General features: G+C 70.4%; 12 protein-coding genes. 6 read left to right on the forward strand and 6 right to left on the reverse strand.

Going from position 1 to position 13,894, the window contains the following annotated elements; translation table 11 throughout:
- The first annotated feature begins 132 nt into the window (after positions 1 to 132).
- Positions 133 to 1,062 (forward strand): sterol desaturase family protein, encoded by a 930-nt coding sequence (locus tag MNQ95_RS06915; protein ID WP_241954207.1) that lies wholly within the window; start codon positions 133 to 135, stop codon positions 1,060 to 1,062.
- 78 nt (positions 1,063 to 1,140) lie between these two features.
- Here the strand turns inward: MNQ95_RS06915 and MNQ95_RS06920 are convergent, their stop codons facing one another.
- On the reverse strand, positions 1,141 to 3,036 hold the full coding sequence (locus MNQ95_RS06920; RefSeq protein ID WP_241954208.1) for a DUF885 domain-containing protein: 1,896 nt from the start codon (positions 3,034 to 3,036) through the stop codon (positions 1,141 to 1,143).
- Positions 3,037 to 3,325: 289 nt separating this feature from the next.
- On the opposite strand from MNQ95_RS06920, the gene folE reads away from it, so the two are divergent.
- From folE to MNQ95_RS06945, 5 genes are all read left to right on the forward strand, one after another.
- Complete coding sequence (folE, locus tag MNQ95_RS06925) at positions 3,326 to 3,922, forward strand: GTP cyclohydrolase I FolE (RefSeq protein ID WP_162410289.1); 597 nt, start codon at positions 3,326 to 3,328, stop codon at positions 3,920 to 3,922.
- An 8-nt stretch (positions 3,923 to 3,930) separates the two neighbouring features.
- Positions 3,931 to 4,326, forward strand: a complete 396-nt coding sequence (locus tag MNQ95_RS06930) for a YchJ family protein (RefSeq protein WP_241954209.1) — start codon at positions 3,931 to 3,933, stop codon at positions 4,324 to 4,326.
- Positions 4,327 to 4,409: 83 nt separating this feature from the next.
- Positions 4,410 to 5,714, forward strand: coding sequence for a serine hydrolase domain-containing protein (locus tag MNQ95_RS06935; RefSeq protein ID WP_241954210.1), 1,305 nt, complete (start codon positions 4,410 to 4,412; stop codon positions 5,712 to 5,714).
- A gap of 71 nt (positions 5,715 to 5,785) precedes the next feature.
- Positions 5,786 to 7,981: a lytic murein transglycosylase gene (locus tag MNQ95_RS06940; RefSeq protein WP_425605721.1), complete on the forward strand. Its 2,196-nt coding sequence runs from the start codon at positions 5,786 to 5,788 to the stop codon at positions 7,979 to 7,981.
- Between the two features lie 227 nt (positions 7,982 to 8,208).
- On the forward strand, positions 8,209 to 9,486 hold the full coding sequence (locus tag MNQ95_RS06945) for a TCR/Tet family MFS transporter (protein WP_241954211.1): 1,278 nt from the start codon (positions 8,209 to 8,211) through the stop codon (positions 9,484 to 9,486).
- 3 nt (positions 9,487 to 9,489) lie between these two features.
- On the opposite strand, the gene MNQ95_RS06950 is transcribed toward MNQ95_RS06945, so the two are convergent.
- The 5 genes from MNQ95_RS06950 to MNQ95_RS06970 all read right to left on the reverse strand — a co-directional run bounded on the left by MNQ95_RS06950 (position 9,490) and on the right by MNQ95_RS06970 (position 13,778).
- Positions 9,490 to 9,921 (reverse strand): PepSY domain-containing protein, encoded by a 432-nt coding sequence (locus tag MNQ95_RS06950; protein WP_241954212.1) that lies wholly within the window; start codon positions 9,919 to 9,921, stop codon positions 9,490 to 9,492.
- 159 nt (positions 9,922 to 10,080) lie between these two features.
- Complete coding sequence (locus MNQ95_RS06955) at positions 10,081 to 10,854, reverse strand: NRDE family protein (protein WP_241954213.1); 774 nt, start codon at positions 10,852 to 10,854, stop codon at positions 10,081 to 10,083.
- A gap of 10 nt (positions 10,855 to 10,864) precedes the next feature.
- Positions 10,865 to 11,743: a methylglyoxal synthase gene (locus MNQ95_RS06960; protein ID WP_241954214.1), complete on the reverse strand. Its 879-nt coding sequence runs from the start codon at positions 11,741 to 11,743 to the stop codon at positions 10,865 to 10,867.
- Positions 11,744 to 11,894: 151 nt separating this feature from the next.
- Complete coding sequence (locus MNQ95_RS06965; protein ID WP_241954215.1) at positions 11,895 to 13,085, reverse strand: benzoate/H(+) symporter BenE family transporter; 1,191 nt, start codon at positions 13,083 to 13,085, stop codon at positions 11,895 to 11,897.
- Between the two features lie 105 nt (positions 13,086 to 13,190).
- Positions 13,191 to 13,778, reverse strand: coding sequence for a TMEM198/TM7SF3 family protein (locus tag MNQ95_RS06970; protein WP_241954216.1), 588 nt, complete (start codon positions 13,776 to 13,778; stop codon positions 13,191 to 13,193).
- Between the last annotated feature and the right edge of the window lie 116 nt (positions 13,779 to 13,894).

Consider the following 13,894-nt stretch of genomic DNA (forward strand, 5'->3'; position numbering starts at 1 on the left):
TGCGGCGTTCGCGGCGAATCTAGCGGGCGACCGTGCCGGCATGTCAGTCATGCCCGGGTGGCATGGCGCCGTTGCCCTGGCCCGGCAGGCGCGCGCGGGCCTGTCCCTCGCCCCATGCCGTACCCTCTGCGGATGCCCCCCTTCCAGGACACCACCACTCCCGCTGGCCGCCTGCGTGGCGGCGTAGCGCGTCTGTTGCGCGTAGCGGGGCATCCGCTGCTGCTGGCCGGCGCGCTGGCCTTGTGGTGGATGCTGGGCCAGGACGGGATCGCGCTGCTGGCGACCCTGGCGACGATGCTGCTGCTGATGGAACTGCTCGAGCGGCTGGTGCCGGCGCTGCCCGCATGGCGGCTGGGTATTGCTGCCAGGCTACGCCTGCTGGGCGTGTACCTGTTCGGCCTGGCAGTCTCGGCCGCGCTGCTGGCCACCTACGAATCGTTCCTGCCGGCGGCGCTGGAACCGCTGCGCACGCGCGTGGGCGCGGTGCTGTGGCCGCAGTCGTGGCCGTGGCTGCTGCAGGCACTGGTGCTCTACTTCGCTTCCGATCTCATCTACTACTGGGTGCATCGCGCCATCCACGCCTCGGCGCTGCTGTGGCGCCTGACCGGGCACGGTTTCCATCATGGCTTCCGGAACCTGCACGCGCTCAACGCCGGCTCCAACCATCCGTTCGAACTGGTGCTGGTGGTGCTGCCGCTGGTGCTGCTGGCCGCGCTGACCGGCGCGCCGGGCGATGCGGTCGGCGCCGCGGGCGTGCTGCTGCTGTTCAATTCGATGCTGGCCCATTCCAACCTGGCGATGGCCACGCCGGTGTTCAGCCTGTTCTTCACTGCCAGCCATCAGCACCGGCGCCACCACTCGGCGGTATTCGAGGACAGCAACAGCAACTACGCCTGCGCGGCGATCGGGTGGGACCGGCTGTTCGGCACCTACAGCGAAGGCCCGGTCGCGCAGACCGGGATCGGGCCGCGGCAGCCGCCGGTGTGGCGCATGTACCTGCTGCCGTTCCGCGAGCCGGACGACGTGGACACGGTGGCCTCGCGCACGCGCGAAGACCGCTGAGTTCCCGGCGAACCGGTCGTGCGAAAAAGGCCCGGCTTGCGCCGGGCCTTTCCATATCATCGAAGCCGGGGCAGCAGATCAGGCCGCCGACTTCTTCTCCGCGATCCAGGTGTCCACGCGGCGCTCCAGCAGGTCCAGCGGCATCGCGCCGCCGCCGAGGATGACGTCGTGGAAGCCGCGGATGTCGAACTTGTCGCCCAGTTCGGCCTCGGCCTTCTTGCGCAGCTGCTGGATCTTGATCATGCCGATCTTGTACGCGGTGGCCTGGCCGGGATTGACCAGGTAGCGCTGCACCTCGGACTTGATCGCCGCCGCCGGGACCGAGCTGTTGGCGGTGAAGTAGTCGATCGCCTGCTGCTCGGTCCAGCCCTTGGCATGCAGGCCGGTGTCCACCACCAGCCGGATCGCGCGCCACATCTCCGACATCAGGCGGCCGAACTCGGCGTAGTCGGTCTTGTAGGTATCCGGGATCTCCTTGGCCAGCCACTCCGAGTACAGCCCCCAGCCTTCAGCGTAGGCGGTGGTGTTGTACTGGGTGCGGAACTTCGGGATGCCGGTCAGCTCCTGGGCGATCGCGATCTGCATGTGGTGGCCCGGCAGGCCCTCGTGGTAGGCGATGACCTCCAGTTCGGTCTTCGGCATCGCGTTCATGTCCGACAGGTGCGCGTAGTACACGCCCGGACGCGAGCCATCGGGAGTGCTCGGGTAGTAGTGCTGGGCGGCACCCGGCTGCTCACGGAACGCTTCCACGCGCTTGACCACCAGGTCGGCCTTCGGCATCAGGCCGAAGTACTCCGGCAGGTGCTTCTTGATGTTGGCGATGTCGGCGGTGGCCTGGTCGATGTAGGCCTGGCGGCCGGCGTCGGTGTTCGGGTAGACGCGGGCCGGGTCGTTGCGCACGTGTTCGAAGAACGACTGCAGGTCGCCTTCCACGCCCATCTTCTTCTGCAGCGCCTCGAGCTCGCCGCGCAGGCGCGCCACTTCGGCCAGGCCGAGCTCGTGGATCTGCTCGGCGGTCATGTCGGTGGTGGTGTTCTGCTTGAGCTGGTATTCGTAGTAGGCCTTGCCGTTGGGATGGGTGGTGCCCACGCCGGTGGCGTTGACCGGGGCCTTGGACAGTTCCTCCTCGGCGAAGGCGATCACCTTCGCGTAGCCCGGCGCCACGTTCTCCAGCAGCGCCTTGCGCGCCAGTTCCTTCAGCTCGGCGGCGCGTTCGGCGGTGACCTTGCCGTCCTTGGCCAGCGCGTCGGCCTTGGCCTGGGCGTCGGTCCACAGCGCGCTGTCGGGGCCGGCGGTGAACGGCGCGCCGGCAACGACCTTCTTCGACTGGTCGATCACGCCCTCGTAGGCGAACTTCGGCGGACGGATGCCCTGCGCGGTCGAGGCGGCGGTGCGCCCGAGCAGCTGGTCGAACGCCACCGGCACCTTCTGCAGGCGCGAGACGTAGGCCAGGTAGTCCTTCTCGTCGTCGACCTTGTGGAAGTTGATCAGGAAGGTCGGCACCAGGTTCTGCATGCCGCTCATCTGGTCGAACGGATAGCCGTCGGCGAGGAACGGCATGCCGTCGCGCGCGTTCTCGTACTGGCGCTTCCACAGGTCCCAGGACAGGCGGGTTTCCGGGTCGAGCCTGGCGTAGTCAAAGGTCGATTCCATTTCCTTGACCGACGCTTCCAGCCAGGCGAGCTGCTTGCGCATGCCGGCTTCGGACATGTCGTCGATCTGGTCGTTGAGTTCCTTGCGGCCCTGGAACGAAAGCTGGATCGGGCTGAACTGCAGCTGCTCCTCGTACTTGGTGTCGAACCAGGCGTTGAGGCGCTCGGACTCGGCCTTGACCTGTTCGGCGGTCGGCGCGGCGGCGGTCGCGGTGGCGCTGGAAGTGGCAGCGGAGTCGCCGGCCGGTTTGGAGCACGCCGGCAGGAGCAGGGCCAGCGACAGGGCGATGGCGAGGGGGGTCAGGACGGAGACTGGGCGCACGGCGGACTCTCGGGTGAAGGGACAGCCGATTCTGCGCCCAACCGCCGGCCATGGACCATGCGGATGGTCATGCTCCGACCCCTCCGCCGCTCCGGCGGGCGATGCGGTCGGGCGTTGCCGGCGGCACGGACACGGCCCCGGGCGCCCGGCCGTTCGCCTGCGGGCGCCTAGGGTGGAGATCAAGCCGGCGCCCCCGGCCCTGCGTGCCCGCGTGGCCCCGCACCCGGCCAAACCGGGCCAGCCGGCGCGACTCGGGTACGATGCACGCCCCGCCATCGGTGCCCCGACCATGACCGACCAGGACACGTCCGCTCCCGTCACCCAGGACCAGGCCGAAGAGGCCGTGCGCACCCTGCTGCGCTGGGCGGGTGAAGATCCTTCCCGCGAAGGCCTGCTGGACACGCCCAAGCGCGTGGCCGAAGCCTATGGCGACTGGTTCAGCGGCTACCGCGAGGATCCGCGCGCCTACCTGGAGCGCACCTTCGAGGAGGTCGCCGGCTACGACGAGATGATCGTGCTGCGCGACATCGAGTACGAAAGCCACTGCGAGCACCACATGGCGCCGATCATCGGACGCGTCCATGTCGGCTACCTGCCCGACGGCAAGGTGGTCGGCATCAGCAAGCTGGCGCGGGTGGTCGAGACCTACGCGCGCCGCTTCCAGGTGCAGGAGAAGATGACCGCGCAGATCGCCCATTGCATCCAGGACGTGCTGCATCCGCTGGGCGTGGGCATCGTGGTGGAGGGCGTGCACGAGTGCATGACCACCCGCGGCATCCACAAGCGCGGGGTCAGCATGGTCACCTCGAAAATGCTCGGCAGCTTCCGCGAAGACGCGCGTACCCGCGCCGAGTTCCTGCGCTTCATCGAAAGCGGCCGGCGCTGAGCCCGGCGATGGCGGTGCAGGCCTGTCCCTGCGGCAGCGGCCTGGCGTATCGGCAGTGCTGCGGTCGCTGGCACGACGGCGAGCCGGCGCCGGATGCCGCGATGCTGATGCGCTCGCGTTACAGCGCCTACGTGCTGAAGCTGCGCGACTACCTGCTCGCCACCTGGCATCCGGCCACGCGGCCATCGGCGGACGAACTGGGCCTGGAAGACGCGCCCGGCGCGCGCACCGCATGGCTGGGGCTGGAAGTGAAATCGCACCGGCTGACCGGGGCGGACACCGCCGAGGTCGAGTTCGTCGCCCGCTTCCGGGTCGGCGGAGGCCGTGCCCAGCGCCTGGCCGAACGCAGCCGCTTCGAACGCATCGACGGGCGCTGGTACTACCGCGACGGCGACCTGGGCTGAGCCGCCGCGCCGGTTGACTTCCGGCAGGTCACCCCGGCTCCGCGCCCGCTTAGAGTGGCGCGGCACCCATGAGGAAGACCGGCATGAACAGCCCCGCCCCGCCCGTGTCCCCGCCGCCTCGCAGGCCGCCTGGCCTGTTGCGTCGCCTGTTGCGCAGCCTGGGCTGGACGGCGCTGGTGCTGCTGGTGCTGGCCGCGCCGACGCTGGCCTACCACGCCCGCTGGAGCTGGCCGCGCGCCATCGTGCCGGCGGTGGGGACGGCGCAGGAACAGCAGCGCGCTGCGGCGGGCATGGATCCGGAACTGGCCGCGCGGCTGATGGCGATCGTGCGCGACGCCCGCGCCACGTCCGGCCTGCCGTCGCTGTCGGCGGCAGTGGCGCGCACCGACGGACTGGACTGGGCCGGCGCCAGTGGCTGGGCCGACATCGATCGCGGCCAGGCCGCGGGCGTGGCTTCGCGCTACCGCACCGGCAGCATCGCCAAGCCGATCACCGCAGTGGCGATGATGCGCCTCGCCGAAGCCGGCGCGCTCGACCTGGATGCACCCGGCGCCGACGCGGTCGCCGGGTTGCCCCCGGCGCTGGCGCCGCTGACCGCGCGGCAGCTGGCCTCGCACACCGCCGGCGTGCGCCACTACTCGCCCATGCCCTACGGCTGGCTGTGGCCGGGCTGGTTCGAGGCCAACTCGCAGCGGCACTACCCCAGCGTGGAGGCCGGGCTGGCGATGTTCGCCGACGACCGCCTGCGTTTCGCGCCCGGCACCGGCTTCCAGTACTCCACCTTTGGCTATTCGCTGCTGTCGAGGCTGCTGGAGGGCGCGTCCGGACGCCCGTTCCCGGAACTGCTGGCCGCGCAGGTGTTCGCGCCGGCCGGGATGACCGGGACCGCGGTCGACACGCCTGACGCGATGCCCGACCGGGTCGCCTTCTACGTGGGCGAGGGCGGCCGCTATACCGCCGCGCGACCGGTCGATTCGAGCTTCCGCATCGCCGGCGGCGGCATGGTCTCCACGCCCGCCGACCTGGCGCGCCTGGGCGTGGCCTTGCAGGACGGCCGGCTGCTGTCGGCCGAAGGCATCCGGGCGATGTGGACCGCGCAGCCGCTGGCCGATGGCAGCGCCAACCCGCAGAACTACGCGCTGGGCTGGCGGGTGGACCAGTCGACGCGGCTGTTCGTAGACGGCCGGCCGTTGCAGGTGGTCCACCATGGCGGCACCCAGGCCGGCGCCGCCGCCTTCCTGCTGCTGGTGCCCGAACAGGGGCTGGCGGTGGCAGTGATGGCCAACTCCATCAGTGGCCGTGCGCAGGTGCAGGACACCGCCCTGGTGCTGGCGCAGGAGCTGCTGCAGGTGCCGGCGAAAGTGGAAGCAACTCCCGGCGCGGACTGAGTGCGGCGCGCGTCGTGGCGAGCGTCGTGAACGCGGGCCACGCCGCGCGCCCTAGAATGCGATGGCAGGCCATGGAGACGGCAGCCGTGCACGCCCCCACTCTTCCAATACGCGTTCCCGCCCCGGTGCTTGCGCTGCTGCTGGCGCTACCGTTCCCGGCGTGGGCGCAGGACGCCGCCTTCCAGCGTTGCCTGGCGGCCATGCAGCCGCAGGCCACCGCGCGCGGGATCGATGCGGCCAGCTTCGCCCGCTACACCGCCGACCTGCAGCCCGACCCGACCGTATTGCCGCTGCTCGACGCGCAGCCGGAATTCACCACGCCAATCTGGGACTACCTCGCCGGGCTGGTCGACGACCAGCGCGTGGCCGACGGCCGCGCCATGCTGGCGACCCACCGCGACCTGCTGGCGCGGCTGCAGGGCGAATACGGCGTCGATCCGGCCACCGTGGTCGCGGTGTGGGGCGTGGAAAGCGACTACGGCCGGATCACCGGCAAGCGTCCGCTGCGCGTATCGCTGGCCACGCTGGCCTGCGAGGGCCGGCGCCAGGCATTCTTCCGCGGCGAGTTCCTGGCCCTGCTGTCGCTGCTGCAGGCGGGCGACCTCGCCGATCCACAGCTCACCGGCTCGTGGGCCGGCGCGTTCGGGCAGACCCAGTTCATTCCGACCACCTATGCGCGCATCGCCGTCGATGGCGACGGCGATGGACGTCGCGACCTGGTCGCGAGCATTCCCGATGCGCTGGCGTCGACCGCGAACTACCTCGTGCGCGCCGGCTGGACCGCCGACCAGCCGTGGGGCTACGAAGTGAAGCTGCCCGCCGGCGTCGATGCGTCGCTGGCCGGCCGCACCCAGCGCCGACCGCTGGCAGACTGGATCGCGCGCGGCGTCACCCGGGTCGATGGCACCGCACTGGCCTCCTCGTCGACGCCTTCGGCCCTGCTGCTGCCGGCCGGTCGAGAAGGACCGGCGTTCCTGGTCTTCGGCAACTACGACGCGATCTACGCCTACAACGCGGCCGAGAGCTACGCGCTGGCGATCGCGACCCTTGCCGACCGCCTGCGCGGCGGCAGCGGGATTGTTACCGCGTGGCCGACGGCCGATCCGGGCCTGTCGCGCGCGCAGCGCAAGGATCTGCAGTCCCTGCTGCTCGCGCGCGGCCACCCCATCGGCCAGGCCGACGGCATGGTCGGCACCGCCACCCGCCAGGCGATCGCGGTCGAGCAGCAGCGGCTGGGCATGCAGCCGGTCGACGGCCGCGCCGGACAACGCATCCTCGACGCATTGCGCGCGGCTGCCGGGCCGGCGCCACTGCCGGCGAGCACGGCGTTCGCGTTGCCCGCCGCGTATCCTGCATTGCTGCATTCGCCCTCACCCACCACCCGCAAGGCGCTGAAGAAAATGCACGAGGTTCCCGGCCTGGCCCTGGGCAAGTTCCAGGGACTGGATGCTTTGCTGGTGGATACGCCGCTGGCGAAGGCGGCGGTGTCGCTGTTCGGCGGGCAGGTGGTGTCGTTCGTGCCGAGCGGCCAGGAGGACGTGTTCTGGCTGTCGCCGCTGCGCGCCGCGCTGCCTACGCCGATCCGTGGCGGCACCCCCGTGTGCTGGCCCTACTTCAGCCGCCAGGGCCAGGCCAACGACGTGCCGGCGCACGGCTTCGTCCGCACCCTGTCCTGGCAGCTTGTGGCCGCGCGTCGCGAAGCCGATGGCACCCTGGAACTGGAACTGGAACCCCCCCCGCTGCAGGACCTGTCGCTGCGCCTGCGCATGCAGCTGCGCATCGGTCGCACCCTGGAGCAGCGCCTGGTGACGCAGAACACCAGCGGCCAGGCGGTGCGCTTCACCGAGGCCCTGCACAATTACTTCCGCGTCGCCGACGTGGAGCAGGTGCGCATCGAAGGCCTCGAGGGCCAGCCCTTCCTGGACAAGAACGATGGTGGCAACCGCCACATCCAGCAGGGCGAATGGAACCTGCACGATCCGCGCGACCCGGGCCGTGCCGACCGCCTGTTCCCGGGAGCGGGTGGCAGCTACCGGCTGTTCGACCCGGGCCTGCGCCGGCGCATCGACCTGCAAGTGAGCGACGGCCGCACCGCGATCGTGTGGAACCCGGGCGAGGCCGGCGCCGCGCGCATGGCCGACGTCGGGCCGCACTGGCGCCAGTTCGTGTGCCTGGAGGCGGGCAACGCCGGCCCTGACGTGGTCGAGCTGGCGCCGGGCGCGACGCATACGCTGGTGCAGACGATTTCGGTCGCACCGCTGTTGTAGGAGCGGGCACGACCGCGACACCGACGCCCTCGGCCAAGTCCTCGTGATTGCGGCGCCCGCGCCGCCTTCGTGACCGCCCCGACAGGGCGCGCGCAGCCGCCATTCCCGATCCGCGCAGCCCGTCGCCGTCGCACCCGCTAAACTGCGCCCCTTCCGGTTGCATCGCCGGCACGCGCTGAAACAGCGTACGGCCGGCAGTCCCGGACTCCCATTCCCGAGGCGCGTGCGTGGATCATCCTTTGCAGCAAAGGCCCGGCGCGCGGCGCGCGGCGCTGGTCTTCATCTTCATCACGGTGCTGATCGACGTGCTGTCGTTCGGCGTGATCATCCCGGTGCTGCCGCACCTGGTGGAGGAATTCACCGGCGGCGACATCGTCAGCGCCGCGCGCTGGGTCGGCGTGTTCGGCATGGTCTTCGCCGCGGTGCAGTTCGTGTCCACGCCGGTGCAGGGCGCGCTTTCGGACCGTTTCGGTCGGCGCCCGGTGATCCTGTTCTCCTGCCTGGGACTGGGCCTGGATTTCGTGTTCATGGCGTTGGCCACTTCGCTGCCCATGCTGCTGGTCGGCCGGATCATCTCGGGGGTCGCCTCGGCCAGCTTCACCACCGCCAACGCCTACATCGCCGACGTCACCGCGCCGGAGAAGCGGGCGAAGAGCTTCGGCATGATCGGCGCGGCGTTCGGCCTGGGCTTCGTCATCGGTCCGCTGATCGGCGGCTGGCTGGGCGGAATCGACCTGCGCCTGCCGTTCTGGTTCGCCGCCGGACTGGCCCTGCTGAATTTCCTGTACGGCTGGTTCGTGCTGCCCGAGTCGCTGCCGCCCGAGCGCCGCGCGCCGCGCTTCGATGCCTCGCATGCCAATCCGTTCGGTGCGCTGGCGCTGCTGCGCAGCTACCCGCAGGTGTTCGGCCTGGCCGCGGTGGTGTTCCTGGCCAACCTGGCCCACTACGTGTACCCGAGCATCTTCGTGCTGTTCGCCGATTACCGCTTCCAGTGGGGTCCGCGCGAAGTGAGCTGGATGCTGGCGCTGGTGGGCGTGTTCAGCATCGTGGTCAACGTCGGCCTGGTGGGACGGACGGTGAAAGCGCTGGGCGAACGCCGCACGCTGCTGTTCGGGCTGGCCTGCGGTGTCGCCGGCTTCTTCATCTACGGGCTGGCCGACAGCGGCTGGCTGTTCATGGTCGGTCTGCCGGTGAGTGCGCTATGGGCGCTGGCCTCGCCGGCAACGCAGGCGTTGATCACCCGCCAGGTCGGACCCGAAGTGCAGGGCCGCATCCAGGGCGCGCTGATGAGCCTGACCAGCCTGGCCGGCATCATCGGGCCACTGTTGTTCGCCAACGTGTTCGCGCTGTTCGTCAGTGCCAGCGCACCGGCGCAGCTTCCGGGCGCGCCATGGTTCCTGGCGGCGCTGCTGCTGGCCGGCGCGTGGGTCGTGGGCTGGCGCTATGCGCGCCCGGCACCGGCGGCCACGCACGAAGGCGCAGCCACCGGTGGCCCGGGTCACTGACGGTCAGTCGTTCTCGACGGCCAGGATGCGGCCGTCCTTGGCATCCACGCGCACTTCGACGTTCTTGCCGTCTTCGCGCTCGGCATCGGCCTTCCAGACACCGTCGTCGTAGTCGACGTCGTGCACCTTGGAGTAGCCGGCCGCGGTGATCTTCGCCTTGATGTCTTCCTCGCTGAAGGTGGCGACCACGTCTTCGGCGAAGATCTTGCCGCTGGCCGGGTCCACGCGCACGTCGACACGGTTGCCGTCGGCGCTGGTGGCATCGGTCTCCCACATGCCGTCCTCGAACTCCAGGTCGTCGATGCGGGTGTAACCCTGTTTCGTGAGCAGTTCGCGGACCTGCGGCTCGGCCAGCGCGGTCGCCTTGTCGGCGGCGAACGCGGGAGCGGCAACGAACGTGGCAAGCAGCGCGAAGGAAAGGGAACGAAGCTTCATCGATGGCTCTCCTGATCGTGTCGGGACGCCACCTTGCCGCGTGCGACTTCACCTGGAAGTGAATGCGGCGACGCACGCGCGGCTGCGGTTCAGCGCGGTGAACGCCGCATCCACGCGCGAAATCGCTGGTGCCAGACCTGCGTGCATCGCAAGGGTGACTCAGCCGGCCGCGGGACCTACCGCCAGCCGCGTCTCGCCCAAGGCCACACCCATCGGCCCCCAGCGGCGTTCGATGATCGTTCCGTTGCCGTCGTGGCCGAGCGCGACCACCGTGCTCGCGCGGGTGCCGTAGTCCTCGCCGCGGATGAAGGCGGCCGACAGCCAGCGCTCGCGTTCCAGGCCGATGCCGGTATCGGGCAGCTGTGCGTCGGCATGGGTCGTGTCATCGGCGAGTGCATCGAACAGCGCCGCGAAGTCCGTGTCGCCGCCTTCGTCCAGCCAGGTGCGCAGGCGCTGGCCCAGCGCCGTCGCCTTGGGCCACGGCGTGTCCAGTTCGGCATTGGAAAGCACGTGCACGCCGCTGGAGGGCGCGGTCGTACGCACCCGCGGCCGGTTGCCCACCCACGCGCATCCGCGTGGATCGACCAGCAGCAGGTTGAATGGCCGGTAGCGGCCAGCATCGCCGAGCAATGCCTGCGCGTGGTCGCGCGCATCGCCGCGGCCGCGCAGGTAGTCGCTGGCCAGCAGGCCGCGCGAAAGCCCGGTCTGCGGCTGGCGGAAATCGCGCACGTTGGTCACCAGTGCACAGCGGCCGCGGGCATCCACGCCCAGCCAGGTGCCGCCGGCTTCCAGATCGCGGCCCGCGACGATCCCGGATCCGTCGTCCCAGCGCGCCAGTGCCGCCGTCGGCCGCGCATGGAATTCGTCGCGGTTGCCGGCCAGCACCAGGCGCCAGCGCGGATGGGCGTCGATGGCGAAGGCGACCACGCACATGGCCGCGGCTTCAGGCGGCGCGCGAAGCGCGCGTGCGCGCGGCGGCGACCCAGCGCGCGGCGACCGCGGGCGAGGTGATGCACACCGCCTCGTCGGTCACCGTGGTCACGGCGCGCTCGAGCAACTGGATGTCGGCCTCGTGCTGGCGCGCGACGTGTGGATCCTCGAAGAACACCGCGCGCTGGCACTGGTGCGCCAGGACCAGGTCGGCGATCTGTGCGTCGCCACCCATGGGACCGCTGAGGAAGCGGTGCACCCAGGGCGTGTCCTGCGGCCAGCCGCGGCTCCAGGCCATTTCATTGAGGCGCTGGCCGGTGGTGCCGGTGGCCACGCGCCGGGCGAAGCGCGACAGTACGTCGTAGTTTTCCGACGCAAACGCCAGCATCTGCGGCTTCATCGCATCGTGGGCGATCAGCGCCAGCGTCTGCGACTCGAAGGCATGGAAGCGGTCGGCGCCGGGATCCGGCACCAGGCCGGCATGGATACGTTCGTTCTCGATCCAGTCGCGCGCGCTGGCCACGGTGGAGATGAAGGGCTTGCCGTGGATCACGCACTGGCGCTTGAGCGCCACCGCTTCGGGGAAGATCGAGGATGGATCGACCGGATCGATCAGGTAGATCGCGCCATCCAGCGTGCGCGCATCGCCCTCCATGCCCACGACTTCGGCGACCAGCTTCATCAGCCCGCCTTCGCGTCCATAGGGATAGCGCTTCAGCCCGCCATGCCCGGCGAGCATGCCGGCGGCGGCAATTGCATCGTGGGTGCGGCCCACCGCATGCAGCTCGATGTCCAACTCGCGGATGCCGGCCGCGCTGGCGCGCAGCCAGCGGAACAGCGCGGCGTCCTCGGTGGCGTGGTGCAGGCGGTTGGCGGCGAGGCCCAGGCGCATGGACGGCGTTCCGAGTGAGGTGGGGAGAAGCCAGTCTAACCGGGTGCTGCGCGGGGCCAGCAGGCGCACCCGGCCGCGTCATCGTCCATCGCACTTCGCCATGCCCGCCACGCAGGACGATGCGATGACCTGCGCCGCCGCGCCGCGCGTGTCAGCTCCGGGACGGGCCGCGCTTCAGCCCCAGGCGCACGATCACGCCGGCCACCAGCCCCCAGAACGCGGCGCCGATGCCGAGCATGGCCAGGCCCGATGCGGTAACAAGGAAGGTGACCAGCGCCGCCTCGCGCTCGTCGTCCTCGCGCAACGCGGTGGCGAGGCTGCCACCGAGCGTGCCCAGCAGCGCGATGCCGGCGATCGCCACCACCAGCTCGTACGGGAACGCGGCAAGCAACGCGGCGACGGTCGCGCCGAACACGCCGATGAGCAGGTAGAACAGGCCGGCCCAGACCGCGGCCATGTACCGGCGCGCCGGGTCCGGGTGCGCTTCCGGGCCCATGCAGATCGCCGCGGTGATCGCCGCCAGGTTCAGCGAGAACGCGCCGAATGGTGCCAGCACCAGCGTCGCCACGCCGGTCCAGCCGATCGCCGACGAAACCGGCACCGCATAGCCAGAGGCACGGATCACGGCGATGCCGGGCACGTTCTGCGAGGCCATGGTCACCACGAACAGCGGCAGTGCCACGCTCAATACCGCGGCCGCGCTGAAATGCGGCGTAGTCCATACCGGTCGCGCCAGTTCCAGTGCGAGCCTGCCGTCCTGCATCAGGCCCGATCCCCAGGCGATGGCCACGCCGACCAGCAAGGTCAGGATCACCGCGTAACGCGGCCACCAGCGCCGCGCCGCGAGCCAGGTGCCCAGCATCGCCAGCACCAGCAGAGGTTGGCCCTGGATCGCGCCGAACGCATCCAGGCCGAAGCGCAGCAGTACGCCGGCGAGCATCCCGGAGGCCAGCGACAGCGGGATCCGGCCGAGCATGCGTTCGAAGATCCCGGAGAAGCCCGCTATCGCGACCAGCAGCGCGGCGAGCAGGAAGCCGGCGACGGCCTGTTCCATCGGCACGCCCGATGCGCTCGCCACCAGCATCGCCGCGCCGGGCGTCGACCAGGCGGTGACCACCGGCATCTTCCAGCGCAGCGAAAGGAGCACGCAGCTCAGGCCCATGCCGATCCCCAGCGCCCACATCCACGAGGCGGTCTGCGCGGGCGTGGCACCCAGCGATTGCGCCGCCTGGAACACGATCGCCACCGAGCTGGCGAAGCCCACCAGTACGGTCACGAAACCCGCGGCGATGGCGGACAGGGACTGGTCGCGCAGCAGGCGACGGAGGGTGGATTCGCTCATTGCCGCGATTGTGGCGTGCGCGCGCGACGCGCGGAACCAGCCGCGTGCGTGGCGGCATGCACGCGTGGGGGCTGCGATCGGCCCGGCATGCGACCGGGCCTGCCGTCAGCGGATGAACGCGCCGCTGCGACGCAGGTTACGGGTGCGCGCCTGGGCCAGGAAGCTGATCACCGCCAGCAGCGCGAACACCACCAGCGTGCGCGAGTTCACCGGCATCATCCCGTTGGCGGCCTGCGCGCCGAAGATCAGGGCCAGGCCGGTGACGCTGAAGTAGGCGCCCGCGACCGCCGACGACAGGATCGTGAGCCATTGGCCGAGGTAGCGGCCGCCGAATGCGCCTGCACCCACGCCGGCCAGCGCGAGCACGGTCAGCAGCCAGCTGCCCCCGATGCCGACCAGCGAAGCGAAGAACAACGCCACGACCAGGCCGAGGATCGCGCCGGCGGCATAGATGGCCAGGGAGGCGAACGAATACAGCACGCCACCCAGCGCCGCGCCCAGGATGATCGCGATGATGGTCTGGATCGCCGGAGTGGGTCCGCCGCCGATCGTGCCGAGCACGGCCGACACCACGCCAAAGCCGATGTAGAAGCCGGCGAAGGCAAGTACCACCCGGAACATGGTGGAGCCGTAGACGATCATTACCGTGCCGCAAGCCAGGGCGATGACGCCCCAGAGGAACGCATGGTCCATCGCAGAACTCCCGCTCGGGTGGATGCGCCTGGATCGTAGCAGAGTTGTCCTGCGGCACCGGGGCCGCGCCGGCAGCCGGCTTGAGCCTGATCAACGGAACGGTAACCCCGCAGGTA

This window comes from Pseudoxanthomonas daejeonensis, from assembly GCF_022637495.1.
GTDB lineage: Bacteria > Pseudomonadota > Gammaproteobacteria > Xanthomonadales > Xanthomonadaceae > Pseudoxanthomonas > Pseudoxanthomonas daejeonensis.

Excerpts from the sequence above, each read along its gene's own strand:
- MNQ95_RS06955 (WP_241954213.1), bottom strand. The coding sequence starts at position 10,854 with ATGTGCGTGGTCGCCTTCGCCATCGACGCCCATCCGCGCTGGCGCCTG.
- MNQ95_RS06930 (WP_241954209.1), top strand. The coding sequence starts at position 3,931 with ATGGCGGTGCAGGCCTGTCCCTGCGGCAGCGGCCTGGCGTATCGGCAG.
- MNQ95_RS06960 (WP_241954214.1), bottom strand. The coding sequence starts at position 11,743 with ATGCGCCTGGGCCTCGCCGCCAACCGCCTGCACCACGCCACCGAGGAC.
- MNQ95_RS06935 (WP_241954210.1), top strand. The coding sequence starts at position 4,410 with ATGAACAGCCCCGCCCCGCCCGTGTCCCCGCCGCCTCGCAGGCCGCCT.
- MNQ95_RS06965 (WP_241954215.1), bottom strand. The coding sequence starts at position 13,085 with ATGAGCGAATCCACCCTCCGTCGCCTGCTGCGCGACCAGTCCCTGTCC.
- MNQ95_RS06970 (WP_241954216.1), bottom strand. The coding sequence starts at position 13,778 with ATGGACCATGCGTTCCTCTGGGGCGTCATCGCCCTGGCTTGCGGCACG.
- folE (WP_162410289.1), top strand. The coding sequence starts at position 3,326 with ATGACCGACCAGGACACGTCCGCTCCCGTCACCCAGGACCAGGCCGAA.
- MNQ95_RS06950 (WP_241954212.1), bottom strand. The coding sequence starts at position 9,921 with ATGAAGCTTCGTTCCCTTTCCTTCGCGCTGCTTGCCACGTTCGTTGCC.
- MNQ95_RS06915 (WP_241954207.1), top strand. The coding sequence starts at position 133 with ATGCCCCCCTTCCAGGACACCACCACTCCCGCTGGCCGCCTGCGTGGC.
- MNQ95_RS06940 (WP_425605721.1), top strand. The coding sequence starts at position 5,786 with ATGGAGACGGCAGCCGTGCACGCCCCCACTCTTCCAATACGCGTTCCC.